General features: G+C 67.5%; 24 protein-coding genes. 13 read left to right on the plus strand and 11 right to left on the minus strand.

What is annotated here, in order from left to right:
• Positions 1-9 precede the first annotated feature (9 nt).
• Positions 10-1,599 (plus strand): alpha,alpha-trehalose-phosphate synthase (UDP-forming), encoded by a 1,590-nt coding sequence (locus IHE57_RS03580; protein WP_209370849.1) that lies wholly within the window; start codon positions 10-12, stop codon positions 1,597-1,599.
• A gap of 10 nt (positions 1,600-1,609) precedes the next feature.
• On the plus strand, positions 1,610-2,509 hold the full coding sequence (gene otsB, locus IHE57_RS03585; RefSeq protein WP_209370859.1) for a trehalose-phosphatase: 900 nt from the start codon (positions 1,610-1,612) through the stop codon (positions 2,507-2,509).
• Between the two features lie 46 nt (positions 2,510-2,555).
• Here otsB and IHE57_RS03590 read toward each other — a convergent pair whose 3' ends face one another.
• Positions 2,556-3,656: a LacI family DNA-binding transcriptional regulator gene (locus IHE57_RS03590; protein ID WP_209370861.1), complete on the minus strand. Its 1,101-nt coding sequence runs from the start codon at positions 3,654-3,656 to the stop codon at positions 2,556-2,558.
• The gene (locus IHE57_RS03595; RefSeq protein ID WP_209370863.1) at positions 3,653-4,741 is read right to left on the minus strand and encodes a LacI family DNA-binding transcriptional regulator; all 1,089 of its coding nucleotides are present in this window, start codon (positions 4,739-4,741) and stop codon (positions 3,653-3,655) included. The genes IHE57_RS03590 and IHE57_RS03595 overlap by 4 nt, the downstream gene beginning before the upstream one ends.
• Before the next feature lie 183 nt (positions 4,742-4,924).
• On the opposite strand from IHE57_RS03595, the gene IHE57_RS03600 reads away from it, so the two are divergent.
• The 4 genes from IHE57_RS03600 (at position 4,925) to IHE57_RS03615 (ending at position 9,652) form a co-directional block, all read left to right on the plus strand.
• Positions 4,925-5,632 carry an ABC transporter ATP-binding protein gene (locus tag IHE57_RS03600; protein WP_253719870.1) on the plus strand — a complete coding sequence of 236 codons (708 nt, stop codon included), beginning with the start codon at positions 4,925-4,927 and terminating at the stop codon, positions 5,630-5,632.
• Between the two features lie 3 nt (positions 5,633-5,635).
• Positions 5,636-6,955 (plus strand): DUF4032 domain-containing protein, encoded by a 1,320-nt coding sequence (locus IHE57_RS03605; RefSeq protein WP_366933840.1) that lies wholly within the window; start codon positions 5,636-5,638, stop codon positions 6,953-6,955.
• Between the two features lie 298 nt (positions 6,956-7,253).
• Positions 7,254-8,057, plus strand: a complete 804-nt coding sequence (locus IHE57_RS03610; RefSeq protein ID WP_209370983.1) for an SDR family NAD(P)-dependent oxidoreductase — start codon at positions 7,254-7,256, stop codon at positions 8,055-8,057.
• Positions 8,058-8,158: 101 nt separating this feature from the next.
• The gene (locus tag IHE57_RS03615; RefSeq protein ID WP_209370867.1) at positions 8,159-9,652 is read left to right on the plus strand and encodes an amino acid permease; all 1,494 of its coding nucleotides are present in this window, start codon (positions 8,159-8,161) and stop codon (positions 9,650-9,652) included.
• Positions 9,653-9,787: 135 nt separating this feature from the next.
• On the opposite strand, the gene rlmB is transcribed toward IHE57_RS03615, so the two are convergent.
• Both rlmB and cysS read right to left on the minus strand, forming a co-directional pair.
• Positions 9,788-10,726: a 23S rRNA (guanosine(2251)-2'-O)-methyltransferase RlmB gene (rlmB, locus tag IHE57_RS03620; protein ID WP_209370869.1), complete on the minus strand. Its 939-nt coding sequence runs from the start codon at positions 10,724-10,726 to the stop codon at positions 9,788-9,790.
• 57 nt (positions 10,727-10,783) lie between these two features.
• Entirely contained in the window at positions 10,784-12,235 is a 1,452-nt protein-coding gene (gene cysS, locus IHE57_RS03625; RefSeq protein WP_209370871.1) for a cysteine--tRNA ligase, read from the minus strand.
• Positions 12,236-12,481: 246 nt separating this feature from the next.
• On the opposite strand from cysS, the gene IHE57_RS03630 reads away from it, so the two are divergent.
• From IHE57_RS03630 to IHE57_RS03650, 5 genes are all read left to right on the plus strand, one after another.
• Entirely contained in the window at positions 12,482-14,041 is a 1,560-nt protein-coding gene (locus tag IHE57_RS03630) for a sodium-dependent transporter (RefSeq protein WP_209370873.1), read from the plus strand.
• A 1-nt stretch (position 14,042) separates the two neighbouring features.
• The gene (locus IHE57_RS03635; protein ID WP_209323886.1) at positions 14,043-14,147 is read left to right on the plus strand and encodes a methionine/alanine import family NSS transporter small subunit; all 105 of its coding nucleotides are present in this window, start codon (positions 14,043-14,045) and stop codon (positions 14,145-14,147) included.
• 291 nt (positions 14,148-14,438) lie between these two features.
• A complete protein-coding gene (locus IHE57_RS03640; protein ID WP_209370875.1) occupies positions 14,439-15,530 on the plus strand; it encodes an S-(hydroxymethyl)mycothiol dehydrogenase in 1,092 nt (363 codons plus the stop codon).
• Complete coding sequence (locus IHE57_RS03645; RefSeq protein ID WP_209323888.1) at positions 15,530-16,201, plus strand: MBL fold metallo-hydrolase; 672 nt, start codon at positions 15,530-15,532, stop codon at positions 16,199-16,201. Before IHE57_RS03640 ends, IHE57_RS03645 begins: the two co-directional genes overlap by 1 nt.
• 300 nt (positions 16,202-16,501) lie before the next feature.
• The gene (locus IHE57_RS03650) at positions 16,502-17,821 is read left to right on the plus strand and encodes an amino acid permease (protein WP_209370985.1); all 1,320 of its coding nucleotides are present in this window, start codon (positions 16,502-16,504) and stop codon (positions 17,819-17,821) included.
• A 154-nt stretch (positions 17,822-17,975) separates the two neighbouring features.
• On the opposite strand, the gene IHE57_RS03655 is transcribed toward IHE57_RS03650, so the two are convergent.
• The 4 genes from IHE57_RS03655 to IHE57_RS03670 are packed head-to-tail and all read right to left on the minus strand — an operon-like array spanning position 17,976 to position 20,836.
• A complete protein-coding gene (locus IHE57_RS03655; protein WP_209370877.1) occupies positions 17,976-18,905 on the minus strand; it encodes a hypothetical protein in 930 nt (309 codons plus the stop codon).
• 13 nt (positions 18,906-18,918) lie between these two features.
• Positions 18,919-19,404, minus strand: coding sequence for a 2-C-methyl-D-erythritol 2,4-cyclodiphosphate synthase (ispF, locus tag IHE57_RS03660; protein WP_209370879.1), 486 nt, complete (start codon positions 19,402-19,404; stop codon positions 18,919-18,921).
• A complete protein-coding gene (locus IHE57_RS03665; RefSeq protein WP_436627479.1) occupies positions 19,401-20,360 on the minus strand; it encodes an IspD/TarI family cytidylyltransferase in 960 nt (319 codons plus the stop codon). Before IHE57_RS03665 ends, ispF begins: the two co-directional genes overlap by 4 nt.
• The gene (locus tag IHE57_RS03670; RefSeq protein WP_135539215.1) at positions 20,354-20,836 is read right to left on the minus strand and encodes a CarD family transcriptional regulator; all 483 of its coding nucleotides are present in this window, start codon (positions 20,834-20,836) and stop codon (positions 20,354-20,356) included. Before IHE57_RS03670 ends, IHE57_RS03665 begins: the two co-directional genes overlap by 7 nt.
• Before the next feature lie 368 nt (positions 20,837-21,204).
• Here IHE57_RS03670 and IHE57_RS03675 point away from each other — a divergent pair, with 368 nt between their 5' ends.
• Positions 21,205-21,756: a hypothetical protein gene (locus IHE57_RS03675; RefSeq protein WP_209370881.1), complete on the plus strand. Its 552-nt coding sequence runs from the start codon at positions 21,205-21,207 to the stop codon at positions 21,754-21,756.
• A gap of 163 nt (positions 21,757-21,919) precedes the next feature.
• Here the strand turns inward: IHE57_RS03675 and IHE57_RS03680 are convergent, their stop codons facing one another.
• Positions 21,920-22,603, minus strand: coding sequence for a response regulator (locus tag IHE57_RS03680; protein WP_209370883.1), 684 nt, complete (start codon positions 22,601-22,603; stop codon positions 21,920-21,922).
• A complete protein-coding gene (locus tag IHE57_RS03685; RefSeq protein ID WP_366933842.1) occupies positions 22,600-23,973 on the minus strand; it encodes a sensor histidine kinase in 1,374 nt (457 codons plus the stop codon). The genes IHE57_RS03680 and IHE57_RS03685 overlap by 4 nt, the downstream gene beginning before the upstream one ends.
• Before the next feature lie 289 nt (positions 23,974-24,262).
• Between IHE57_RS03685 and phoU the strand changes: the two genes are divergently transcribed.
• On the plus strand, positions 24,263-24,925 hold the full coding sequence (phoU, locus tag IHE57_RS03690; RefSeq protein WP_209323893.1) for a phosphate signaling complex protein PhoU: 663 nt from the start codon (positions 24,263-24,265) through the stop codon (positions 24,923-24,925).
• A gap of 117 nt (positions 24,926-25,042) precedes the next feature.
• Here the strand turns inward: phoU and IHE57_RS03695 are convergent, their stop codons facing one another.
• Positions 25,043-25,786 (minus strand): phosphoglyceromutase, encoded by a 744-nt coding sequence (locus tag IHE57_RS03695; protein ID WP_209323894.1) that lies wholly within the window; start codon positions 25,784-25,786, stop codon positions 25,043-25,045.
• Positions 25,787-25,806: the final 20 nt, after the last annotated feature.

Here is a 25,806-nt window from a genome sequence, read left to right on the forward strand (position 1 = left end):
GAGGCGCAGATGAGCACCGTCAACTCTGCCGAGCCCGGCACTGAAACCCACTTCGGCGACAGCGATTTCGTCGTCGTGGCCAACCGTCTTCCCGTGGACCGTGATCCCGACGGAGAGAACGGCGGATGGCGGACCTCACCTGGGGGTTTGGTCACCGCGGTGGCTCCTGTGATGAAGGCCCAGGAGGGCGCGTGGATCGGATGGACCGGGGTTCCCGATGAGGACTTCGCCCCCTTCAGCATCGACGGCATGCACCTGACTCCCGTGACGCTGACGAGTGAGGATGTCCGCAGGTACTACGAAGGTTTCTCCAACGCCACGCTGTGGCCGCTCTACCACGATGTCATCGTCCCGCCCGAGTACCACCGCACATGGTGGGACGCGTATGTGCGGGTCAACGAGCGCTTCGCGGCGAAGGTCGCCGAGACGGCCGCGGAGTCCGCAACGGTGTGGATCCACGATTATCAGCTCCAGCTGGTCCCGCTCATGGTGCGCCGACTGCGCCCCGATGTGGCGATCGGCTTCTTCAACCACATCCCATTCCCGCCCTATGAGCTCTTCGCCCAGCTGCCGTGGCGCGACGAGATCCTCCGCGGACTCCTCGGCGCTGACCTCGTCGGCTTCCAGCGTTCGGCGGATGCGGCGAACTTCCGCCGCGCGGTCCGAGGTCGGCTGGGCTTCACCACGAAGGGATCGACCGTCACCGTCCCGGAGGGCGAATCGCTGTCGGCGCACGTCGTGCGCGCCGAGGCGTTCCCGATCTCCATCGACACCCCCTACCTCGAGGAGCTCGCCGAGGATCCCGACATCGTCGAGCGGGCGCGGCAGATCCGGGAGGATGTCGGCAATCCGAAGGTCGTCATGCTCGGCGTCGACCGCATGGACTACACGAAGGGCATCCGGCACCGGCTCAAGGCCTACGGCGAGCTGCTCGCCGAGGGCCGCCTGAATGTCGAGGACGTCGTGCTCATCCAGATCGCCACCCCGTCGCGGGAGCGCCTTGAGCAGTACAAGATCATCCGTCATGACGTCGAGCTCGCCGTCGGACGGATCAACGGTGAGCAGGTCGACGTGGGCTCGATCCCCGTGCGCTACCTCCACCACTCGTACCCGCGGGACGAGATGACGGCGTTCTTCCTCGCCGCCGATGTCATGCTCGTCACCGCTCTGCGCGACGGGATGAACCTCGTGGCCAAGGAGTATGTGGCCTGCCGGAAGAACGACGACGGAGCCCTCGTGCTCTCCGAGTTCACCGGCGCCGCCGAACAGCTCAAGGGCGCGGTGATGATCAATCCGCACGACATCGGCAACCTCAAGGCCGGCATCCTCGAGGCCGTCGAGATGGATGAGAGGACGCGGACGAGGCGGATGCGGCAGATGCGCAAGAAGGTCACCACGGACACCGTGAGCCAGTGGTCGAAGAACTTCCTCGCCGAGCTCACCCACATCAAGCGCAATCCCGAGGACATCGTCCCCGACCGGCCGGTGACGCAGAAGAGCCGGACCGCTCTGGCGCCGGATGCTCCGGCCGAACCATCCGATCGCGCCCACCAGCCCGAAGAGGCCGGTTGGGCCGCCGATATCTCCACCTCCCGCTAGGAGCCGAAGAGTGACGAGACGACCGGCCGCGCTCACCCCTGCCCTGTCCACCCCCGCCGAGGTGGATCTGCGTGAGCTCATCACTGCCGATTCCCTGCTCATCGCCCTCGACTTCGACGGCGTGCTCGCACCCCTGCAGGATGATCCGGAGACCTCGCGGATGGTCCCGGAATCGGCGGCGGCGATCACCGCGCTGGCAGAGCTGCCGCACACCCGGGTCGCCCTGGTGTCCGGACGTGACATCGCGACCCTGCGACGCCTCACCGCGGTCGGCGATGCCGTGTGGCTGATCGGCTCCCACGGCGCCGAGGCGGAGCTCGGTCGGGGCGCCGCGGCGTCCCGTTCGCCTGACCTCTCGGCGCGCGAGGAGGAGATGCTCGCGGCCATCGACGCCCACATCCTGGCCTTCGAACACACGCTGGCCGGCGAGAGCGCGGCCACCGGTTTCCGCGTCGAGGCCAAACCCTATTCGCGCACCGTCCACACCCGCGGATTCGACCCGGTGCTCGCCGATGCGCTGCACGAACATGCCATCGCGGTGGCCCAGGAGTATCCGGACATCCGCATCATCGAAGGCCACGACATCACCGAGCTCGCGGTCAAACAGGCGACGAAGGGCGACGGCGTGCGGCTGCTGTTCCGGGCCGAGGAGCCGACTGCGATGGCCTATCTCGGCGACGATGTCACCGACGAGGACGCATTCACAGCCCTCAAGGAGCTCTCGGCGGACTCCGCTGTCACCGACCCCTCGCCCACGACCGCGCGGACAGTCGCCGCCGGTCTGACCGTCAAGGTCGGACGCGCTCCCACGGGCGCGGCATGGCGGATCGCCGACCCCGGGGCCGTCGCCCTCCTCCTCGCACGCCTCGCGACCTCCCGCGCCGAGCACCTCGGCGCACCGCTTCCCTGATCGCGCCCCGTCCTGTTCTCAGCGGGCGCTGCGCCGGTGCTCGTCCTCAGCGTCGCTGCGGCGGGACCGCACTGGCACGGAGGACGAGATCCGGATCGACCGTGTAGTCCACGTGCACCCGCTGCCGACCGGCGGCGATCATGGCCCGGATCTCATCAATCGCCGACTGCGCCACCATCGCCCAGTCGTAGACGACCTGTGACAGCGGCGGCTCGACGACATCGGCGTCCGGCACGTCGCCGACCGTGAGCAGCGACAGGTCCCGGGGCACATCGAGCCGCAGCCGTTGGGCGGCCTCGAGCAGGCCGAAGGACAGCGAGGGCGCGCAGGCGATGACGGCCGTGCAGCGCAGGTCGATGAGCTCCTCGGCGGCGGCGACACCGGCCATCGTGCCCCCGGCCGCCTCGACGACGGGAGCCTGGTCGCGGGTCGCCGGGATGTGGAGGATGCCGGCCATCGACCTGCGGAATCCGGCGATGCGCGCCGGTGCCGCCGAATCGCGCAGCACCGCGAGACCGATGCGACGGTGCCCGAGATGGACTAGGTGGGCGACGGCGGTGTCGATGCCGCCGGTGGCATCGAGGTAGATGCGCGAGATCCCGTCGTCGTGGCGGGCGTTGGAGATGCGGATGAGCGGCAGCCCGCGCTCGGCGAGGATGCCGGCGAGCGCTCCGGCGGCACCGCCGCCGACGACGACGGCGCCGGAGACCGTCGGGCCGCCGTGTTCGTCGCCGAGGATCGTCTCGGCCAGAGCCTCATTGCGTTCGGCGACGGCTTCGATGTGGACGACGGCGATGCGCAGACCGAACATCCGGTTCGTCAGGATCTCCGCCAACCGGGAGTACGGATCGACATTGCCTGCGGACACGGCGGGCTTGATGAGAGCGATCATCGGGGCTTCGGCGCCCGGTTCTGCCCGCTGCCCGGTCCCGCGCGTCTCGGGGCTGTGGCCGGCAGCGCCGAGGATGGCCAGGGCCTGCCTCACCTTCGCCAAGGAAGCCGGCGAGACCGATTCGGGATCGCGCAGCGCCCTCGAGGCGGTGGCCTTCGACACCCCGGCCGTGCCGGCGATCTCGGCGAGGCGGACGTGCCGATGCTCCGGCGGCTGCCCGCCCGAGGTCGGTCCGCTCGTCTCCTGCTCGTTCACTGGCGGGCCGCCGTCGTCGAGGTGCGGGCGATGAGTCGCGGGCGGAACACCGGCGGCACCGTCGGCAGCCCTGTCGACGAGATGCGCAGAGTGTTGAGGGTGGCCGCGACCAGCGCGTTCGACAGGCCTTCGAGGTCGAGGCCGAGGACGGTGGCGGGCGGGCCGGTGAACTTCATGGTCGGCGAATCGCCGAAGCCGACGATCGACATGTCCCGCGGCACCTGCAGATGCCGATTGCGCAGCCCGTGCAGGGCCCCGTGCAGCTGCAGCGCGGACTGCACGATCACCGCCGTGCAGGTCGCGTCCTTGAGTTCGAGCACGGCACGCGATCCGCCCGAGAACGACTTCGGCACCCGCGCGATCCAGTCCTCGAGAGTGAGCCCGAGATTGCGCGCCGGATGCTCGGCGAGGAAGCGGCGGATCAGCTGCACAGCCAATTCTCCGCTGTCGTTGCAGATCAGACCGATCCGTCGGTGGCCGATCGCGCGCAGGTGCTCGAAGGCCGTAGTCATCCCGCCGCCGAGATCGAGACGGGCGGCGATGATATCCGCGCCGGCCGGTCCGGCCGCCGGCCCTCCCGGCTCCCCCGCCGGCGCTGCGCCCGTCGCCGTTCCCCGCGCCGCGGTTCCGTCCGTCTGCGCTCCCCCGGTCACCTGTCGGCCGAGTTCGTCGGAGGTCGTGGCGGACTGCTCGTCGACGCGGATGCACGGGATGTCGGTGTGCAGGCTCGTCAGCGTCGGTGTCACGAGGGCGACCGCGCCGGCATCGATCGCGATCCGCAGCGGCTCGGGATCGGTTTCGACGAGCGGCCGCGTGACGAGCAGATCGTGGTCCTGCAGAGCCTTGGCCACACGGGTGCAGACCTGGACCTGCCAGTGTTCGGGATTGCCGGGGGCGCCGACGGCCACGAGCCGCCTCGGCGCGTCATGGAGCAGCGTCGACCGCGAATAGCCGAGCTCGTGCATCGCCTCGAGGACCTTCGCCCGGGTCGCCTCGGCGACCGCGCCGCGGCGGCCGAGGACACGTGAGACCGTGGCCAGGGACACCCCCGCCCGGGCGGCGACCTCGTCCAGCGTGACCTTCATGTGCGTCAGTCTACTTTCGGCAGGTGTGTGCATCAGCGCACCGGCATCGTGCTGAGAATCACTCTACGCTTTGTCGAATAGAATGAGCGCCCGACCGGCCCACCCTTTAGTATGAGAGGGACTGAGCATCCCCGCCAGGTCACCGACGACCAGCTGCTCACCGAGTTACTTAGAGGAGGACACATGTCAACGGTGTCGTTGAATGGCCTCAGTCATATTTACGAGAACACGACATCCGAATCCGTGCATCCGTTCAATCTCTTCGTCGACACCGGAGAGTTCCTCGTCCTCTACGGCCCGTCCGGTTCGGGCAAGTCGACGATCCTGAGGATGCTCCACGGCCTCGAGACCCCGAAGACCGGCACGATCCTCATCGACGGCGTCGACATCACCCACACCGCCGTCAACGACCGCGATGTGACGCTGGCGCTCGAGAGCTACGCCCTCTACCCGCACATGAGCGTGCGCGACAACCTCGGTTTCGCGCTCCGCGTCGACGGTCTCCCGGCCGAGGAGATCAGGGAGCGGGTCGAGACCGTGATGGACAAGATCGGGCTGACGGAGATCCTCGATTCGGTTCCCGGCGACCTCACGCGGCTGCAGCGGCAGACCGTGGCGCTGGCCCGGGCCGTCGTCCGCAAGCCGAAGGTGCTCATCATGGATGAGCCCGTGGTCAACCTCGTCTCCGAACAGCAGGCCGAGACCCTGTCGCTGATCAAGGACCTGCAGCAGGAGTTCGAGCTGACCACCATCTACGCCACGTCCGATCTCGAGGACGCGAAGGTCCTCGGCGACCGGATCGCGCTCCTCGACCGCGGTCGGCTCATCGGAGTGGAGACACCGGAACTCGCCGAGGCGCTCGTGGCCTCGGTGCCCGACACGGACTCCTGAGCCGTGTCCGGCACCCCGTCACAGCCGACCGACCCGGCGGAGATCCGACCGTCGACGGTCGCTCCGGCCCGCCCCTCGGGACCCGGAGCCCCGGGGCCCGAGATCCACGCCATCCACCATGCCGATCGCGCCGCACTGGCCGAGCTGCCCTGGCACCTGCCGCTGGACGAGTGGCCGGAGACGCTGCTCGGCGGACTGCCCCGCGGCATCTCCCGCCACGTCGTGCGCTATGTGGAGATCGGCGACGAGGTGCTCGCGATCAAGGAGACCGACGACCGGCAGGCGCTGCGCGAATTCGACATCCTCGGCGCGCTCGGCAACCTCGACGTCCCCCTCGTCGAACCGCGGGCCTACGTCAACGGTCGCAGAACCGCGTCCGGGGAGAAGCTCAACGGCGCGCTCATCACGGCCTACCTCGAGTTCTCCCTGCCCTATCGGGCGCTCTTCTCCCGAGACTTGGCCACCGACACCGGCGGCCGCCTCGTCGACGCCTTGGCCGTGCTGCTGGCCCGCCTCCACCTCGTCGGGTTCTACTGGGGCGACGTCTCACTGTCGAACACGCTCTTCCGCCGCGATGCCGACGCCTACGCCGCCTATGTCGTCGACGCGGAGACCGGAGAGCTGCACGAGCAGCTCTCCGACGGCCAGCGGAACATGGATCTGCGGATCGCGCGGATGAACATCGCCGGCGACTTCCTCGACCTGCAGGCGGCGGGCCTCATCGCCGCCGAAACCGACCCCTTGGCGGCCGGTGAGCGCCTCTGCGAGTCCTACAACGCCCTGTGGGCGGAGCTGACCCGGGTCGAGGAATTCAGCGTCAACGAGCGGTGGCGCATCGACGAGCGCATCCGCCGCCTCAATGACCTCGGCTTCGATCTCGGTGAGCTCACCGTGACGACCGACATCGACGGGATCAGCCTCCTCGTCGAACCGAAGGTCGTCGAACCCAACCACCACTCCAGGCGCCTGCTGCGCCTGACCGGCATCGGGGCGAACGAGAACCAGGCGCGGGCGATGCTCAACGACCTCGACTCCTTCCGCTCGGCCCCGGAGATCGCCGAGGTGGACGAACTCGACGAGTCCCAGGCCGCCCGACGGTGGCTCGAAGAGGTCTACAAACCGCTCATCCAGGCGATTCCGGAGAACCTCACCCGCAAGCTCGAGCCCGGGCAGATCTTCTACGAATTCGCCGAGCATCGGCGCACGATGGCCCGGGCCCGGCAGCGCGACATCCCGACCATGGAGGCCATCGCCTACTTCATCGTCGACTACCTCGCGAACCTGCCCGACGAGATCCGATACGTCGACAGCGAGCAGTTCTGAGCCTCGGCCGAGAGCTCGCCCGGCGGCGGCGATCCCAGCACGCCCGCAGCAGCGATCCGAGCAAGTCCGGGGACGATGACCGCCGACGTTCCACAAGGTGAAACGGCCGCGTCGGAGCCGCCTTCGCGGGCATACCTTTGAACTCGACGGAGGCGACGACGGCGTCCCTCCACACCGATTCCCCATGGAAGGACCCCCGATGACGGACGCACCGCACAGCCTGGCCCACCAGGACTCCGCCGAAGAGAGGCAGACCCAGGACAGTTCCGCCCATGAGAGCCCGGCCTCGCCGGAACAGATGCCGACGAACGAGCACAATCCGTCGATCCCCGGCCTGTTCGACCTCAGCGGACGCACCGCCGTCGTCGTCGGCGCCGGGTCCGGACTGGGCCAGGCCAGCGCGATCGGACTCGCCGATGCCGGAGCGCATGTCATCGCCGCCGACCTCAATCCCGCAGGCGCCGAGGCGACCGCGGACCTCATCGCCGCCCGCGGCGCCGGATCGGCCGAGCCCGCCGCGGTCGACATCACGGACACTGCCTCCGTCGACGCCCTCGTCGCCGCCTGGGCCGAGGCCGAGGCCCTCGTCGTCACGCCCGGGGCGAATGTGCGCAAACGTCTGGTCTCGACGAGCGATGAGGAGTTCGACCGAGTCATCGACATCAACCTCAAGGGCACCTACCGGCTGATGCGCGGGTTCGGTCGCGAGATGGGCAGACGCGGCCGCGGGTCGATCGTCACCTACGCCTCGTTCCGGGCCCTGGCGATCGAACCGGGGCAGGGCCTCTACGCCGCGGCCAAGGCCGGTGTCATACAGCTGACGAAGACCCTGGCCAGCGAGCTCGGCGACCGGGGTGTGCGGGTCAACGCGATCCTGCCCGGCCCCTTCGACACCCCGCTGACCCAGCAGATCAAGGCCGACAGCACATGGTGGGACGCCTATGCGGACAAGACCGCCCTGGGCCGGTGGGGCCGCCTGCACGAGATCGCAGGCCCCGTCCTGTTCCTCGCCTCGGACGCCTCGAGCTATGTCACCGGGCATTCGCAGCTCGTCGACGGCGGCTGGATGGCCCACGACGGACGGTTCACTCCCGACGTCTGAGGGCCCGGACATGTGAGATCGGCGACGCTGCAGACCGCTTCGGCCTGTGAATTCGCAGCTCTCGCGCGAGAAGATATTCATGCTTATGCAAGAATATTCATATGACCGCTTCGCACACTCCTTCCAGCCCATCGGCAACCGCCTCCACAGGAGTGCTCCGACAGCTGGGCCGGCGGAAATCGATCAGCGCCATGGCCGCGGACTCGCAGGCCGGGGAATCGAGCGGTCTGCGCAGGACCTTCGGCGTCTTCCAGCTGACGATGATCAGCGTCGGCGCCACCTTGGGCACGGGCATCCTCGTCATCCTCGGCGAGGCCGTGCCCATCGCCGGCCCCGCGGTGTGGCTGGCGTTCGTCCTCGCCGGTGTCACCGCACTGCTCTCAGCGGTCAGCTATGCCGAGATGGCCGGGATGGTGCCGGTCTCCGGTTCGAGCTATTCGTACTCCTATGCAACCCTCGGCGAAGGGGTGGCATGGGTCTGCGGCTGGTGCCTCGTGCTCGAGTACGCGGTCTCGGTGGCTGCGGTGGCCGTCGGGGCCGCCGACTACGTCAATGAGACCCTGCGCGTCTTCGGCCTCGAACTGCCTGCGTCCCTGACCACCGGGCCGGGGCTGGCGGAGAACCCCGAGGGGATCATCAACCTCTCCGCGCTCGTCGTCGTGGCTCTGGCCACCGTGCTGCTCATGCGCGGAGCCAGGGAATCCGGGGTGGTCAACACGATCCTCGTGTTCGTCAAGCTCGGCATCCTCGTCTTCTTCGCCGTCGTCGCCTTCACCGCGTTCAAGGCCGGCAACTTCGCTCCGATGCTGCCGATGGGGGCGGCCGGAGTCACCGCGGCCGCCTCGAGCGTGTTCTTCTCCTACATCGGCTTCGATGCCGCCTCGACAGCCGGAGAGGAGGCGAAGAACCCGCGCCGCGACCTGCCGCGAGCGATCATCTTCTCGATGCTGATCGTGACCTCGATGTACGTGCTCGTGGCCGTGACCGCGATCGGCGCCCGGCAGTGGCAGTGGTTCGAGACCGCGCACGCTCCTCTGGTCCAGATCGTCGAGGAGATCACCGGATCGGACCTCGCCGTCCTCCTCTTCGCCGTGGCCGCCGTGCTCGCGATCTTCTCCGTGGTCATCACCGTGCTCTACGGACAGTCGCGCATCCTGCTGACGATGGCCCGCGACGGAATGGTGCCGAAGGTCTTCGGACTCGTGTCCCGACGCACCGGCACTCCCCTGGCAGGCACGCTCATCGTCGGCGGACTGGTGGCGATCACCGCGGCGTTCATCCCGCTGGGCGAACTCGCCGACGCCACGAGCATCGGCACGCTCTTCGCCTTCTTCCTCGTCAACCTCGCCGTCATCTACCTGCGCCTCAAGCGCCCCGACCTCGAACGGTCCTTCAAGGTGCCCTTCGGTCCCGTCGTCCCGGCCCTCGGAGCACTGGCTTGCGCGGCCCTCATGATCAACCTCGGCGGCCGGACCTGGATCGTCTTCGGCGTGTGGATGGCGGTCGGGGCTCTCGTCTACTTCACCTACAGCCGCCGCCACTCGGTCGTCGGCCGCCTCAGCGAGGCCGACTACCGCACCGCCGTCGACGCCTGAGCGCCGCGGACCGTCCGACCTCCCTGACTCGTTCGACCTCGCTCAGACACACGGCGGCCCTGGCATCTCACGTGAGGTGCCAGGGCCGCCGTCAGACACTTCAGGGGCCAGGGCCGCCGTCGGGCGGTACGGGAATCAGGGGCGGCGGGCGCGAGCGACCTCGTAGAGGGACACGGCCGCAGCGATGCCCGCGTTGAGCGACTCGGTGGTCGCCGCGATCGGGATCGACACGATCTGATCGCACTTCTCGGAGATCAGACGCGAGAGCCCCTTGCCCTCGGAGCCGACGACGATGCACAGCGGGTCACGGCTGAACGTCAGTTCGGGCAGATCCACATCGCCGTCCATGTCGAGGCCGACGACGAAGACATTCTGTTTCTTCAGCTCGTCGATGGCCCGGGCCAAGTTGACGACCTGAGCGACGCGGATCCGCGAGGCGGCACCGGCCGAGGTCTTCCATGCCGCAGCCGTCATCGAAGCCGTTCGGCGTTCGGGGATGATGACGCCATGCCCGCCGAAGGCCGCGGTCGAGCGCACGATCGCGCCGAGGTTGCGCGGGTCGGTGATTCCGTCGAGCGCGACCAGCAGCGGGGTCTCGGCTCGATCGGCGGCGTACTCGAGCAGGTCGGACGGGTCCGCGTACTCGTACGGCGGGATCTGCAGGGCGATGCCCTGGTGGATCGCATCGTCGGTGAGTCGGTCGAGGTCGGGCTTGCTCGCCTCGAGCATCGAGATGCCGCGCTGAGTGGCCAGGGTGATCGACTCGCGGACGCGATCGTCGGAGTCGATGCGGCCGGCCACATACATCGCGGTGGCCGGAACGCCTTCGCGCAGCGCCTCGAGCACGGAATTGCGCCCGGCGACCATGTTCGGGCCGTTCTCCTTCTTCTTCCGCTTCGCCTGTGCCGAGGCGTTGGCGTTCTTGCGCTGCTGCGCCGCCTTGTACGCCTTGTGGTAGACACGGTCCTCGGCCTTGGGCGTCGGGCCCTTGCCGCGCAGACCGCGCCTGTTCTTACCGCCCGAGCCCTTGGTCGGGCCCTTCTTCGAACCGCCGGAGCGGGGATTGGAAGCCATGTGATTCCTTATGCGTTGGGGTCGCAGGCTCGTGCCGGCGACCGAAGTCCGAGTTCCTCAGCCCTCGCCGAGGTGGTAGCGGTAGCCGTCGGCCGTGTCCTCGATGACGACGCCGGCCGCGGCGAGCTCGTCGCGGATGGAGTCGGCGGTCGCGAAGTCCTTCGCCGCCTTCGCCTCGGCGCGTCGGTTCGCCATCGTGGCGATGAGGGAGTCGAGCGCCGATTCCGCCTTCGCGTCGGCGACCGAACCGGCCCAGGCCTCGGCGCTGGGATTGATGCCGAGGATGTCGAGCATGAGCTCCACCTCGGCGACGGTCGAGGCCAGCCCCTGACGGTCGGCACCGGAGTCGAGGAGCTTCGCACCCTCGGTGACGGCCGAGAAGACCACGGACAGCGCCCGCGGCACGCCGAGGTCATCGTCGAGGGCGGCGGCGAATTCGACAGGCACGTCGACACCGCGGCCGGCGTAGCCGTCGCTGACATCAGGCAGCGGCGGGCAGTCGGGGCCCAGTGTCTGGCGGGCGCGCTGGAGGAAGTTCGTCAGCCGCTCCAGGGAGGCCGCGGAGCGCTCCATCGCCGCAGTCGAGAAGTCCAGCGTCGACCGGTAGCTCGCTCCCGTGAGGAAGTAGCGCACCGTCAGCGGGCTGAAACGGTCGAAGAGATCGGAGGCGAAGACCGAGTTGCCCAGCGACTTCGACATCTTGTCGCCGCCCACATTGAGCAGCCCCGAGTGCATCCAGATGTTCGCGAAGGCGTCTCCGGCCGCTCGCGACTGCGCGAGCTCGTTCTCGTGGTGGGGGAAGCGCAGGTCGAGTCCGCCGCCGTGGATGTCGAAGTGCGAGCCGAGGTACTTCGTCGACATGGCCGAGCATTCGATGTGCCAACCCGGTCGCCCGCGGCCCCACGGCGAGGGCCAGGAAGCGGTGATCGGCTCCTCGGGCTTGTGCGCCTTCCACAGCGCGAAGTCCCGTGCGTCCCTCTTCCCCCGCAGTTCGGCGCCTTCGGACAGCTCCATGTCCTCGAGTCTCTGATTCGTCAGCTGACCGTAGTCGGCCCATGAGGCGGAGTCGAAGTAGACATCGGCGCTGCCATCGAGGGCGGGATAGGCGTGACCGGCCTCGATGAGGCGGGAGATGAGTTCGATCATCTCCGTGATGTGGCCGGTCGCGCGCGGCTCGCTGCTCGGCGGGAGCACATCGAGTGCGGCATAGGCGGCGGTGAAGGCGCGTTCGTACTTATAGGCGTGAGCGAACCAGTCCCGGCCCTCTTCGACGGACTTCGTCAGGATCTTGTCGTCGATGTCGGTGACATTGCGGACCATCGTCACCTGGTAGCCGCTGTAGAGCAGCCAGCGTCGCAGGGTGTCGAAGACCGACGCCGAGCGCAGATGTCCGATGTGCGGTTCGCCCTGCACCGTAGCGCCGCAGACGTACATCCCCACCTGACCGGCGTTGACGGGACGCAGTTCTTCGGTCGTGCGGCTGGCGGTGTTGTAGAGCGAGATAGTCACCCCCTCAGTCTACCGGGCCGGGCCGAATTCGCCGTTTCACCGCATTCGATATCGGACTGTTATGCACCTCACGTGATGCACGGCACATTGTCCAGCGGATTCCCAGTAAAGTGGAAGCAAGCAATGAAGACCGACGTGAGAGCCATCTTCGCTCGGTCTTCGCACATGCTCCCGTCGTCTCACGGAAGAGACGGCGAGGGTGGAACTCGGCCGCGAAGAGAGGCGGCCGGTCAGGAAAGGACATCAATGTCGATCAAGTCATCTCCCCAGAGGGAGGTCTTCGTCTCCCGATCCGCGTTCATCTTCGCGGCCATCGGATCGGCGGTCGGCCTCGGCAACATCTGGCGCTTCCCCTATGTCACCTATGAGAACGGCGGCGGCGCCTTCATCATCCCCTACCTCGTCGCACTGCTGACCGCGGGCATCCCGCTCCTCTTCTTCTACTACGCGATGGGGCACCGGTCGCGGGGCTCGGCTCCCCTGGCCTACCGGATGACCCACAAGGCAGCCGAACCCATCGGCTGGTTCTCCACGGGCGTAGCCGTCGTCATCGGCATCTACTATGCCGCGATCATCGGCTGGGCCGGTTCCTATATGTTCTTCTCGCTCGGCGAGGCCTGGGGCGACGATGCCGAAGGGTTCTTCTTCGGTGAGTACCTCAAGATGGGCGATCCGGGCGTCTCGCTCGAGTTCGTCCCCGGTGTGCTCATCCCGCTCATCATCGTCTGGGTCATCGTCCTCGGCATCCTCCTCATGGGTGTGCAGAACGGCATCGCCGGGTTCTCGAAGATCTTCATCCCGCTGCTCATCGTCCTCTTCCTCGCACTGGTCATCCGGTCGCTGTTCCTGCCGGGCGCGGCCGAGGGCCTCAATGCGCTGTTCACTCCGGACTTCGCAGCACTGACCGACCCGGCGGTGTGGATCGCGGCCTATGGGCAGATCTTCTTCTCCCTGTCGATCGCCTTCGGCATCATGATCACCTATGCCTCGTACCTGAAGAAGAAGACGAACCTCACCGGCGCCGGCCTCGTCGTCGGCTTCTCGAACTCCGCGTTCGAGATCCTCGCCGGCATCGGCATCTTCGCGGCTCTGGGCTTCATGGCCACCGCGCAGGGCGTCGAGGTCGCCGACGTCGCCTCTTCGGGCATCGGGCTGGCCTTCGTCGGCTTCCCGACGCTGATCTCCGAGATGCCCGGCGGTCCGATCTTCGGCTTCGTCTTCTTCGCCTGCCTCGTGTTCGCGGGACTGACCTCGCTCATCTCGATCGTGCAGGTGCCGATCCAGGCCCTGCGCGACAAGTTCCGCATGAGCAACCGCGCGTCGACGATCTTCGTCGGCGGAGCCATGGCCATCATCTCGCTGCTGCTCATGCCCACGATCACCGGTCTCTACGCCCTCGACACCATGGACGCCTGGGCGAACAACATCGGCATCGTCGGCTCGGCCGTGCTCGCGATCATCGCCGTCGCCTGGCTGCTGCGGAAGCTGCCGCTCTTCAGCCGTCACCTCAACGCGGTCTCGAGCTTCAAGCTCGGATGGACCTGGATGATCCTCATCTCGGTCACCGGCGTGGTCCTGGCCTACATGCTCATCACGCAGATCATGACCTACCTCACCGAAGGGTACGAGGACTATCCGGCCCTCATCACCGGTACCTTCGGTTGGGGCATGATCGGTCTGCTGGCCGTGGCCGCGATCATCCTCTCGGTCATCAAGTGGCCGAAGCAGACCATCGACGAGATGGACGCGGCGATCGCCGACTCCGTCGCCGAAGAGAACATTCCCACCGAGAACAAGGGGGCCTGAAATGGGCGCATCAGCAATCGTCATGATGATCATCGCCATGGTCACCGTCTGGGGCGGCCTGGCAGGTGCGATCCTGCACCTGCGCAAGCACCCGGACGAGGAGTGACCTGCCGAGGACGAACCGATCTGAGGGACCCTCCGCACTGAGCTGAAGGACCCGACCGCTGCGAGGCGGCTCGATGCCACGGCATCGGGCCGTCTCCGGCATTCACCCCGAACCATCGCAGACCCGGATCGCCAACCGCCTCGGCGCGGGCCCGGAGAGCGGACGCACCACTGGTCGGCGGAGGGCTGCTTGGTTAGGGTGGGGAGTGTGCGCACCCTGCCCGGGGTGCACTCGTCCATTTCGGGTGACGGCATGCGCCGGCACCCGGCGTCGAAGACAGAAGGAGACGCAATGCCACAGACTGTCAAGGGCGTCATCTCCCGCAGCAAGGGAGCCCCAGTCGAACTCACCGACATCGTCATCCCTGATCCGGGGCCCGGCGAAGTCATCGTCGATGTGAAGTCGTGCGGCGTCTGCCATACCGACTTCCACTACCGAGAGGGCGGCATCAGCGACGACTACCCGTTCCTGCTCGGCCACGAGTCCGCCGGAGTGGTCGCCGAGATCGGCGAAGGCGTGACGAACGTCGAGGTCGGCGACTTCGTCATCCTCAACTGGCGCGCCATCTGCGGCGACTGCCGCGCCTGCAGGCGCGGCGAGCCCTGGTACTGCTTCGCCACCCACAACGCCTCGCAGAAGATGACCCTGCCCGACGGCACCGAGCTCGAAGCGGCACTGGGCATCGGCTCGTTCGCCGAGAAGACCCTCGTCGCCGCCGGACAGTGCACGAAGGTCCCCGAATCCGATCCGGCCGTCGTCGGCCTGCTCGGCTGCGGGATGATGGCAGGCATCGGCGCCGCCATCAACACCGGTGAGGTCACACGCGGCAAGACCGTGGCCGTCATCGGCTGCGGCGGCGTCGGATGCGCCGCGATCGCCGGATCGGCACTCGCCGGCGCCGGGACCATCATCGGCCTCGACATCGATGAGAAGAAGCTCGACTGGGCGAAGGACCTCGGCGCCACCGACGTCGTGGACACCAAGGGCATGAGCGAGGACGAGGTCGTCGCCGCCATCCAGGAGCGCACCGGAGGCTTCGGCGCCGATGTCGTCATCGACGCGGTGGGGCTGCCCGCCACCTGGCGCCAGGCCTTCTACGGTCGCGATCTCGCCGGGACCGTCGTATTGGTGGGCGTTCCCACCCCGGAGATGGAGCTCACCGTCCCGCTGCTCGACGTGTTCGGCCGAGGCGGCCGGCTCAAGTCCTCGTGGTACGGCGACTGCCTGCCCGCTCGCGACTTCCCGATGCTCGTCGACCTCTATCAGCAGGACCGCCTGCCCCTGGAGAAGTTCGTGTCCGAACGCATCGGCATCGGCGACGTCGAGGCGGCGTTCGACAAGATGGCCGAGGGCCGGGTGCTGCGATCGGTGGTGGAACTCTGATGACTGCGATCGAACATCTCGTCACCTCAGGCACCTTCTCCCTCGACGGCGAGACCTTCGACGTCGACAACAATGTGTGGATCATCGGCGACGATTCCGAGGTCATCGTCATCGACCCCGCCCACGACGTCGACGCCATCGCCGAGGCGGTCGGATCCCGGGAGGTCAAGGCCATCCTGCTCACGCACGGGCATGACGACCATGTGGGCGTCGTCCGCGACTTCGCACAGCGGGTCGGCAACCCCACCGTCTATCTCAATCCCGAGGACTACGTCCTGTGGGACATGACCTATGACAGCTACCGGCCCGATGGGCAGATCGCCGACGGCGACACCTGGAACGTCGGCGGTGTCCGCCTCAAGGCTCTGCACACCCCGGGCCACTCCCCCGGTTCGACGTGCTTCTTCGTCGAAACCGGGCTGCCCGCTCCGGTCTCGGCCGGTGCCGGTCGGGCCGTCGGCCCGGTGCTGTTCTCCGGCGACACCCTGTTCAACGGAGGGCCCGGCGCCACCGGCCGGTCGTACTCGAGCTTCGAGACGATCATCGAGTCGATCCGCGACGTGCTCTTCCCGCTGCCCGAGGCGACCGTCGTGCTCACCGGACACGGCGATTCGACCTCGATCGGGGCCGAGCGTCCGGCCCTCGACGACTGGATCAAGCGCGGACACTGATCGCCCTCGCACAGCACGCGGCCCCCGGTACACTGCGAACCGGGGGCCGCGTTTCAACGAACGGGCCCTGCCCTGCCTCTGCAGTGCCGAAGATCCGGCTCCTGCAGAAGCCGGGAGACCGGGCAGAACCGAAAAGCGGACGCGCGGGCGATTCGAACGCTCGAACGATAGACTCGTCGGGTGCCCGAATCACAGTCTCAGCAGCCCGCAGAGCCCCCGGCTCCGCGCGACACGACATCCTCACCCGCAAGCTCGGACGCCTCCGGCTCCGCGGAGGCCGCAACGGGCCTCAAAGCGGGGATGAAGCCCCGCCACCTCGTGATGATGAGTCTGGGCTCGGCGATCGGGGCCGGGCTCTTCGTCGGCTCCGGCGCCGGCGTCCAGGCAGCGGGCCCTGCCGTCCTCATCTCCTATGTCGTCGCGGGGCTCATCGTCATCTTCGTCATGCGGGCCCTCGGAGAGCTCGTCGCTGCCGATCCGAACCCGGGAGCGTTCTCCCACTACGCCGGAAAGGCGATGGGCCCCTCCGCGGCCTTCGCCGTCGGCGCGCTCTGGTGGATCCAGCTCTGCCTCGTCGTCGCCGCGGAGGCGACCGCCTCGGCACAGATCCTCGCCGGCGTCTTCCCCGTCGTTCCGCAATGGGTGATCGCCCTGGCGATCATGGTCGTGTTCACCGCGATCAACCTGACCCCCGCGCGCAGCTTCGGCGAGTTCGAATTCTGGTTCTCCCTGCTCAAGGTCGCCTTCGTCGCGCTGTTCGTCATCCTCGGCATCGCCTACCTCCTCGGCTGGACTCCCGCGGAGCCGCCCGCGCAGATCTTCGCCGACGGCTTCATGCCCACCGGTGTCTCCGGAGTCGCCGCCGGTCTCCTCGTCGTCGCCTTCGCCTTCGGAGGCATCGAGATCGTCGCCGTCGCGGCGGCCGAGACCGCGGACCCGAGCCACAGCGTGACCACGGCGATCAAGACCATCGTCTGGCGCATCCTCGGCCTCTACATCGGGTCAGTGGCGATCATCGTCCTCGTCCTCGATTGGACGGACCCGCGCCTGGCCGACTCGCCGTTCGTCGCCGTCCTCGACACCGCAGGACTGCCGGTCGTCGCCGCCCTGCTCGGGGCGGTCATCGTCATCGCGCTGCTGTCGTCGATGAACGCCAACATCTACGGGGCCTCCCGCATGTCCTTCTCGATGTCCCAGCGTCGGATGCTGCCGGCCGCCTTCGGACGGGCCTCGCGTCGCGGCGTTCCCATCGCCTCGGTGCTGGCGACCTCGGCGTTCGGTTTCGTCGCCGTAGCGCTCAACTACTTCTGGGCCGAGGAGGTTCTCGGCCTCCTGCTCAACATCGTCGGTTCGACGCTCATCGTCACCTGGGTCGTCACCCTCGTCTCGCACATCATCCTGCGCCACCGCGCCGAGGCCGCCGGGCAGGAGCTGCCGCTGAAGATGTGGCTCTTCCCCTGGCTGTCCTATGCCGCACTGGCCGGCATCGCCACGATCCTCATCCTCGGCCTCACCGTCGAATCCGTCCGCTTCCAGATCGTCGGCACCCTGATCTTCGTCGCCGCGCTCTACCTCGTCGGCCTCGTCGTCACCAAACGCAGTCGCGCCGCGAAGGCCTGAGTCCGAGCTGCCTCAGATCCCGGTCCCAGGTGTGTTCGTGTGCTGAGTCGGGACCGTCTCACGTGCCGAGCCGGCGCGGTCGCGTGGCGAGGCTGGTCGCGGTCACGTGCCGAGGCTGGGCGCGGTCACGTGCCGAGCCCGGGCGCGGTCACGGTCAGTGCCGAGGACGATTCAGTGCCGCGATCTGCGCCTCCAGGGCCGGCGATTCGTTCGTCCCCGCTCCCCAGCCGGTGAGCATGTTCCGCGTCTGATCCACGTGCCGGCCGAAGTGGCGTCCGGCGTAGGCGGTGACATCGATCGGGACGGCGAACTCAATCGCTTCGAGCACACCTCGTGCGATGACCGCAGACATCGGCACGGGCAGTCCGAGCCGGGCACGCACCGCCTCGGCGGCGGCCTGCGTGGGACGGTGCAGGTGCGCCTTCAGCCGTGCCCAATTGCCGCCGTGGATGCTCAGCTCCGCAACATAGGGGATGAACACTGCAGGCGGCACCACTGCCGCGGCGATCGGGGCCGGAAGGACGAGACGTCCGAGCCCGCGCACGAGACGCCGCACCGCTTCCCGTTGGCCCGCGAGGAGGAACCTCGGCAGGTCGGCGGGTGCCCAATAACGCACCTCCCGCCCGTCCGGCGCAGCTTCCTCGCCGAGGCGTTCGGACAGGAACATCGGTGCGAGGACGACGACCTCGGCGGCGGGGAACTCGGACCGCGCGCGGTCGAGGTCGCCTTCGACCTGACTGGTGATCGCGATGGACTTCGGAGCGATCTCGCGAATCGCCGAGGCGACTGCCGGGTCGAGGTCGCCCGGTCGAGTGGAGAGGACGACGAGGTCCCAGACACCCGCGGCGCCGGCCCAGTCGGTGACGGTGACGCGTCGGGTCGCTGCCACTTCGGTCGCCCTCTGGCCCGCCCGCGCCCCCTCTGGGGTTGATCCGCCCGGCTCGGGTCTTCCCACCCGACGCGGGTAGGACGCACGCGGACCCGACGCGGGCGCGCGGCCTGCGACGGCGACCTCGTGGGCGTCGGTGAAGAGCGCGGCCCCGGCGAGGCCGATGGCCCCGGCACCCTGGAACAGCACTCTCATTCTGCTCGCCCGGTCATCTCGGGTACACCAGGGCATTGGCGATGGCGGCCAGCCCCTCGCCGCGACCGGTCAGCCCGAGACCGTCTGCTGTCGTGCCCGCGACGGACACCGCGGCACCGGCTGCGGCCGACAGAACATGCCCGGCCTCGGAGCGCCGGGCACCGATCTTCGGGCGGTTCCCGATGACCTGGACGGCGATGTTGCCGATCTCGAAACCGGCCGTACGGACGATTCGGGCCGCCTCGGCGAGCAGGTCGGTCCCCGGGGCTCCGGCGAGTTCCGGACGGTCGACGCCGAAGTGCCGCCCGAGGTCGCCGAGATCGGCTGCGGAGAACAGCGCATCGCAGCAGGCATGGGCGGCCACATCCGAGTCCGAATGTCCCTCGAGACCGGCCTGTCCCGGCCACAGGAGACCCGCGACCCAGAGCTCGCGTGCAGGATCGGGGGAGAAGGCGTGCACGTCGACGCCGACGCCGATGCGGGGAATGATTGCAGTCATCGCTGCTCTCCTGAGTCTCTCGTCAGGGAATCAGTGTCCGTCGCCGGGGAATCAGTGCCTGTCGCCGGAGAGCCTGTGTCTGACGTCAAGGGCGCGGCTCCGGTGCCCTCATCCCTGATTCGCGCCAGCTGCTCACCGAGGAGCAGATCGAGCGGATAGGTGATCTTCAACGCCTCCTCGTGACCGGGCACGGCCACGACGTCGAAGCCGAGGCGTTCGACCAGCCCCGCGTCATCCGTCGGCGCAGCCCCGCCGGCTGCAGGCACCGTGTCCGTCGGCGCAGCCCCGCCGACTGCTGCGGCTTCTTCGTCGCTCACCGCGTCGGGGTCCCTCCGGTGCTGTTCGTGGGCGCGCAGGAGGACTTCGGTCCTGAAACCCTGAGGCGTCTGCACTCGGCGCAGGTCTGCGCGTTCGAGAGCTCCGCTCAGTCTTTCCCTGGAACCGGAGGACACCTGCACCAGCGGCCTAGCACTCTCGCTCGCACCTGCGCGGCTCGAACCGGAATCTGCCGGCACTGCACGACGGACGGTGTCGATCATCGGCAGGACCGGAACGACCGCCGCGGCGCCTGAGCGCACTGCTGCCAGCACACGTCGGAACACCTCGGGCGGGGTCAGGCAGCGTGCCGCGTCGTGGACGAGCACGAATTCGGCATCGCCGACGTGTTTCAAGGCAATTTGCACTGATTCCGTGCGGTCATTTCCGCCTGCTACGGCTGTGATTGACATTCTGCATTCAGTATTCGCGGTTACCGCGGCGATTTCTTCGCGTGCCCGGAAAAGAAACTCCTCGGGAGCCGCGACCACGACTGTGGAGGCGACTCCCGAGGAGTTGATCGCGTCGAGGCTGCGGGCCAGCAGGCTCCGCCCGTTCACACGGACGAAGGCCTTCGGCTCAGCGCCGCCCAAGCGAGTTCCCGACCCTGCGGCCGGGATGATGACACAGGTGCTCAGGATGCGAGCACTTCGTCCAGCAGGGCCTCTGCCTCGGACTCTTCCTTCTTCTCAGCCAGGGCGAGTTCGGAGACGAGGATCTGCCGAGCCTTCGAGAGCATGCGCTTCTCACCGGTCGACAGGCCGCGGTCCTGCTCGCGACGCCAGAGATCGCGGACGACCTCGGCGACCTTGATGACGTCTCCGGACTGGAGCTTCTCGAGATTGGCCTTGTACCGGCGGGACCAGTTGGCAGGCTCTTCGACGAATTCCGCGCGGAGGACATTGAAGACCTTCTCCACGCCTTCCTCACCGACGACATCTCGCACACCGACGAGGTCGCAGTTCTCGGCCGGGACCTCGATCACTAGATCACCATGGGCGACCTGGAGCTTGAGATACAGTTTCTCCTCACCTTTGATGGATCGCTTCTTGATTTCTTGGATTGTCGCTGCACCGTGATGTGGATAGACAACAGTGTCGCCGACCTGGAAACTCATATTCTCTTCAAACCCCTTTCGCGGAATCCCAGTTTACCATGAGGCTCGCCACAGAAATCGCTCAGAGTCATGAAACATCGTGCTAGGCTCCGCTCCTCGACCTCATTCCGGAGCGGCCCCGACCCCCTCGCCAGCGGGAACATCGTCATCGGGCGCATTGCCGCCGAGGACGGATACCGAGACGAACGCCTCAGGCGCTGCGAACCGCGCCTTCTCACATCCGCGCCTTCTCACATCCGCGCCTTCCACGGCAGCTGCCCCACACGCCCCATCGCGGAACCTCATCCAGGTGACGGAGCCGGTTCTACAGCAGGTCAAAAACCGGGTAGTATACAGACTGATCTTGTATTGCCACTTCAAGGAGCATAATGAAACGGCACAACCGCGCGGCTCTCGCCGTTGCCGCACTCGCTCTCGTCATTCCCGTCAGCGGATGTGCAAGCCTGCTGTCTCCCCATCAGACCGCCGAATACCATTACAACGGCGGCGACGGGGCCTGGGGCACCGTCGGTGACGTCGAGGTCCGTGGGCTCATGCTCATCATGGACGAGTCCGGCAAGGGCCCGGCACAGCTGTTCTTCACCCTGATCAACAAGGGTGACTCCACCGCCAAGGTGTCCGTCGAGGTCGCCGGCACCTCGGTCACCGAATCGGTCAAGGCCGGCGATACCTTCGTCCAGGATCCCAAGAGCCCGGCGACCTCCAGCAAGGACGTCGTCACCGTCGACAAGCTCAAGGCCGAACCCGGCGATCTCGTCGACGTCACGGTCAAGGTCGGCGGCGAGGAGAAGACGATCGAGGCCCAGCTGCTCACGGACACTCTGCCCTACTACGAGGAGTACGTGCCTTCCGAGTCGCCGTCGAACGTGCCCAGCGAGGACGCCGCCTCGACAGAGGGAACCGCCGCAGCCAACGGCTGATCGTCCGCCCCGAGGCTGCCCACCGCCCCGAGGACTGTCCGCCGGACCGACGCGCCGTTTTCGCCTCGCTGTTCGCAGACACGCAAGGAGCCGCTCACGTGATGTGAGCGGCTCCTTGCGCATTCGTTCTCGAACGGCAGACGGCCTTCCGGGACAGCTCGGCTCAGGCCTCGAACTTGTACCCGAGACCGCGCACGGTCGTGAGCAGGCGCGGCTCCGAGGGGTTCTCCTCGACCTTCGCGCGCAGGCGTTTGACATGGACGTCGAGGGTCTTCGTATCCCCCACATAGTCCTCGCCCCAGATGCGGTCGATGAGCTGGCCGCGGGTCATCACCCGCCCCGAGTTGCGCACGAGGATCTCGAGCAGCTCGAACTCCTTGAGCGGCATGGACAGCTCCTCGCCGCGAACGGACACGACATGCCGTTCGACGTCGATGCGCACTCCCCCGGCCTCGAGCACCGACTCGTCCTCGAAGTCATCGGCCTCGACGTTGCGTCGCAGCACCGCACGCACCCGAGCGAGCAGCTCACGCGAGGAGTACGGTTTCGTCACATAGTCATCGGCGCCGAGCTCGAGCCCCACGACCTTGTCGATCTCCGAGTCCTTGGCCGTGAGCATGATGATCGGCACATTCGACTTCGCGCGCAGCTCGCGGCACACCTCGGTGCCGGAGACGCCGGGCAGCATGAGGTCGAGCAGGACCAGGTCGGCGCCGGTGCGGTCGAACTCCGCCAGAGCCTTCAGTCCGTCATCGGCGACCGTCACCTCGTACCCTTCCTTATCGAGCAGGTACGACAGCGGGTCCGAGAACGAATCCTCGTCCTCGACGAGCAGAATACGAGTCACGTTGTGAGCTTCCTTTGTTCGTTTTCATCGGTCAGATCCTGGGGCGTCCCCTCCGCTGCGATGGCGGCGTCGCTCTCATTATCTCGGACGGAAGGTTCATCAACGTCATCGCCCGTGCCTTCCCCTTCCGAGGCGGGCTCCGAGGGCCCCGTCGAGGCGGGCGCCTCCCGGTCCTCCGGCGCGGGTTCCGCGGGATGCTCGAGGAGCACCCCCGCCGGCGCCGAGGAGCTCGCTTCGGACTCGGACGCGTTTCCGGCCAGCGGCAGCACGATGGTGAATGTCGAGCCCTTGCCCAGCTGACTCCACACCCGCACCTCTCCGCCGTGGGTGGCGATGATGTGCTTGACGATGCTCAGGCCCAGACCCGTGCCTCCGGTGATCCGAGACCGGGCCGGGTCCACACGGTAGAAGCGCTCGAAGACCCGTGCCGTGTCCTGCGCGGACATGCCGATGCCCTGGTCGGTCACGGAGATCTCGACGCGTTCGTCGACGAGGTCGACCCCGACCCCGACACGGGTGCCGTCGGGCGAGTAGCTGATGGCGTTGTCGATGAGGTTGCGGACGGCGTTGACGAGCAGCTCGTAGTTGCCTTCGATGAGCAGGTCGCTCGGTGGGGAGATCTCGATGTGGATGCTCTTGCCCTCGGCGCGCGTCCGGGCACGGTCGGCTGCATCGTCGACCACCTCGGCGGCGGAGATCTTCTCCGTGGTCGCCGGTGCCGCATGGTCCTGGACGCGGGAGAGGTCGATGATCTCCTGCACGAGCTGGGTGAGTCGCTTCGACTCCCGCTGCATGCGTCCGCCGAAGCGCTCCACCGCGGCCGGATCGTCGGCGAAGTCGGTGACCGCCTCGGCGAGGAGCGCCATCGCGCCGATCGGAGTCTTGAGCTCGTGCGAGACGTTGGCGACGAAGTCGCGGCGGACAGCGTCGACGCGCTTCGATTCGGTCTGATCATCGCAGAGGACGAGGACGAAGGAAGTACCCAGGGGCGCCACACGGGCGTGGAGGAAGCGGAGCACCGAGTCGGAGTTCTCCCGCGTCTGCTCGAGGTCGATCTCCTCGATGAGCCCGCGGGTGCGGACGCGGCCGACGACGCGCAGCATCTCGGCGGAGGCGAGCGAATGGCCCCTGACCAGGCCGAAGGTGTAGGCCGCCGGGGACGCTTTGACGACATCGTCGCCGGCGTCGATGACGATCGCCGCCGACGGCAGAACGGCGAGCACCTCGGCGATGCCTTCGGGCAGATCGTCCTCGGAGTGCAGATCGGCAGCATCACGGGAACGTTCGCTGAATCGGAACGCGAGAATGCCCGCTATGCCCAGGCCCAGGCCGACGACGCCGGTCAGGACCGCCACTACCAAGAGATCCACACCCACAAGCTTAGGCGCTGTCCGCCGTCTCGGGGCACCGGATCCCTCGTCAGGGGGCGCATTTGCCGAGGAATTCACCTTCGCGACAGTCGACGTTCACCCGCCCGTGCGAAGCTGACGTCTGTGTGCCTGCGCTCCCTCGTCCGGGTGCTGCGGCTGTGACCTGATGTCTCGCTTCCGGCGAGCTGAGGACTCGCCGCTCGTGACCGGACGACGATCGGATGCGCACACCCGCCGAGGCCCCGATGAGTACCGCCCTCGCATGTCTGAGAGTAAGGAACCGCCGTCAATGCGCGAAGTCTTCAGAAACGAATTGGACGATCTGGCCACCCAGCTGGTCGGCATGTCCACCAAGGCCCTCGACGCAATCCGCCTGGCGAATCAGGCCCTGCATTCGAATGACCTCGAGCTGGCCGAACAGGTCATCGAGGCCGATGTCGTCATCGACAACATGCAGTTCGCCCTCGACCAGCAGGCAGCCGAGATGCTCGCCCTGCAGGCTCCGGTCGCCGCCGATCTGCGTGCCGTCATCGGTTCTCTGCGGATGTCCGCTTCCCTCGAGCGCATGGGCGACCTCGCCCGCCACATCGCCCAGCAGGTGCGCATCCGCTACCCGGAATCGGCGATCCCCGAGGTCTTCGAACCGACGTTCTCCCGCATGGGTGAGTCCGGGGAGAAGATCGCCGAGGCGACCCAACGGCTGCTGTCGAATCCCGGCCTGGCCGATGTGCCCACGATCAATGCGATCGACGAGGAGCTCGACGAACTCCACCTGAGCGTGTTCGCGAAGCTCGCTGAGGCACCGGCCGGCTCGCTGGCCCCACGCCACATCGCCGATGTCACCCTGCTCTCGCGCTACTACGAGCGCTTCGGCGACCACGCGGTCTCGGTGTCGCAGAAGGTCGAGTACCTGCTCACCGGAAACTGGGAGCCGCAGCTGTCGAAGAAGTGAGGCACGCGGCGCGCCGAGAGCGGCGCCGCCGACGCGAAAGACGATGATCGCCGAGGTGGATTCCACCTCGGCGATCATCGTTGCGCTTCGCTCGTGCCGCTGCTCAGCGGTTCGGGTTCAGCGCCCTTGGTTGGCGACCTGGCCGATGGCGGCCTGAGCCGCCTCCGGGTCGAGGTAGGTTCCGCTGGGCCGGACGGGAGTGAAGTCCTCGGTCAGCTCATAGTGCAGCGGGATGCCGGTGGGGATATTCAGGCCCGTGATGTCGGCATCGGAGATTCCGTCGAGGTGCTTGACCATCGCACGCAGGGAGTTGCCGTGGGCGGCCACGAGCACGGTCCTGCCGAGGGTGAGTTCGGGGACGAGGACGTCGTACCAGTAAGGCAGCAGACGATCGATGACATCGGCCAGGCACTCCGTGCGGGGCATCGCATCTCCGAGGTTCGCGTAGCGGGGCTCACCTGCCTGCGAGAACTCCGAGCTGTCGGCCAGGGCCGGCGGCGGGGTGTCGAAGGACCGGCGCCAGATCATGAACTGCTCTTCGCCGAATTCCTCGCGGATCTCCTTCTTGTTCTTGCCCTGCAGGGCACCGTAGTGGCGCTCGTTGAGGCGCCAGCTGCGGTGGACGTCGAGCCACGACAGGTCGGCGGCTTCGAGAGCGATGTTCGCGGTGAGGATCGCCCGCTTGAGTCGGGAGGTGTGCACGACGTCCGGGAGAAGCCCCTTCTCGCGCAGGAGCTCGCCGGCGCGCTGGCCTTCGGCACGACCCTTGTCGGTCAGGGTCACGTCGACCCACCCGGTGAACAGATTCTTCTGGTTCCATTCGCTCTCGCCGTGGCGCAGCAGGATGAGGTTATACGTCATGACGCCATTTTCGCATGGCC

This window comes from Brevibacterium renqingii (assembly GCF_017808105.1).
Taxonomy (GTDB): domain Bacteria; phylum Actinomycetota; class Actinomycetes; order Actinomycetales; family Brevibacteriaceae; genus Brevibacterium; species Brevibacterium renqingii.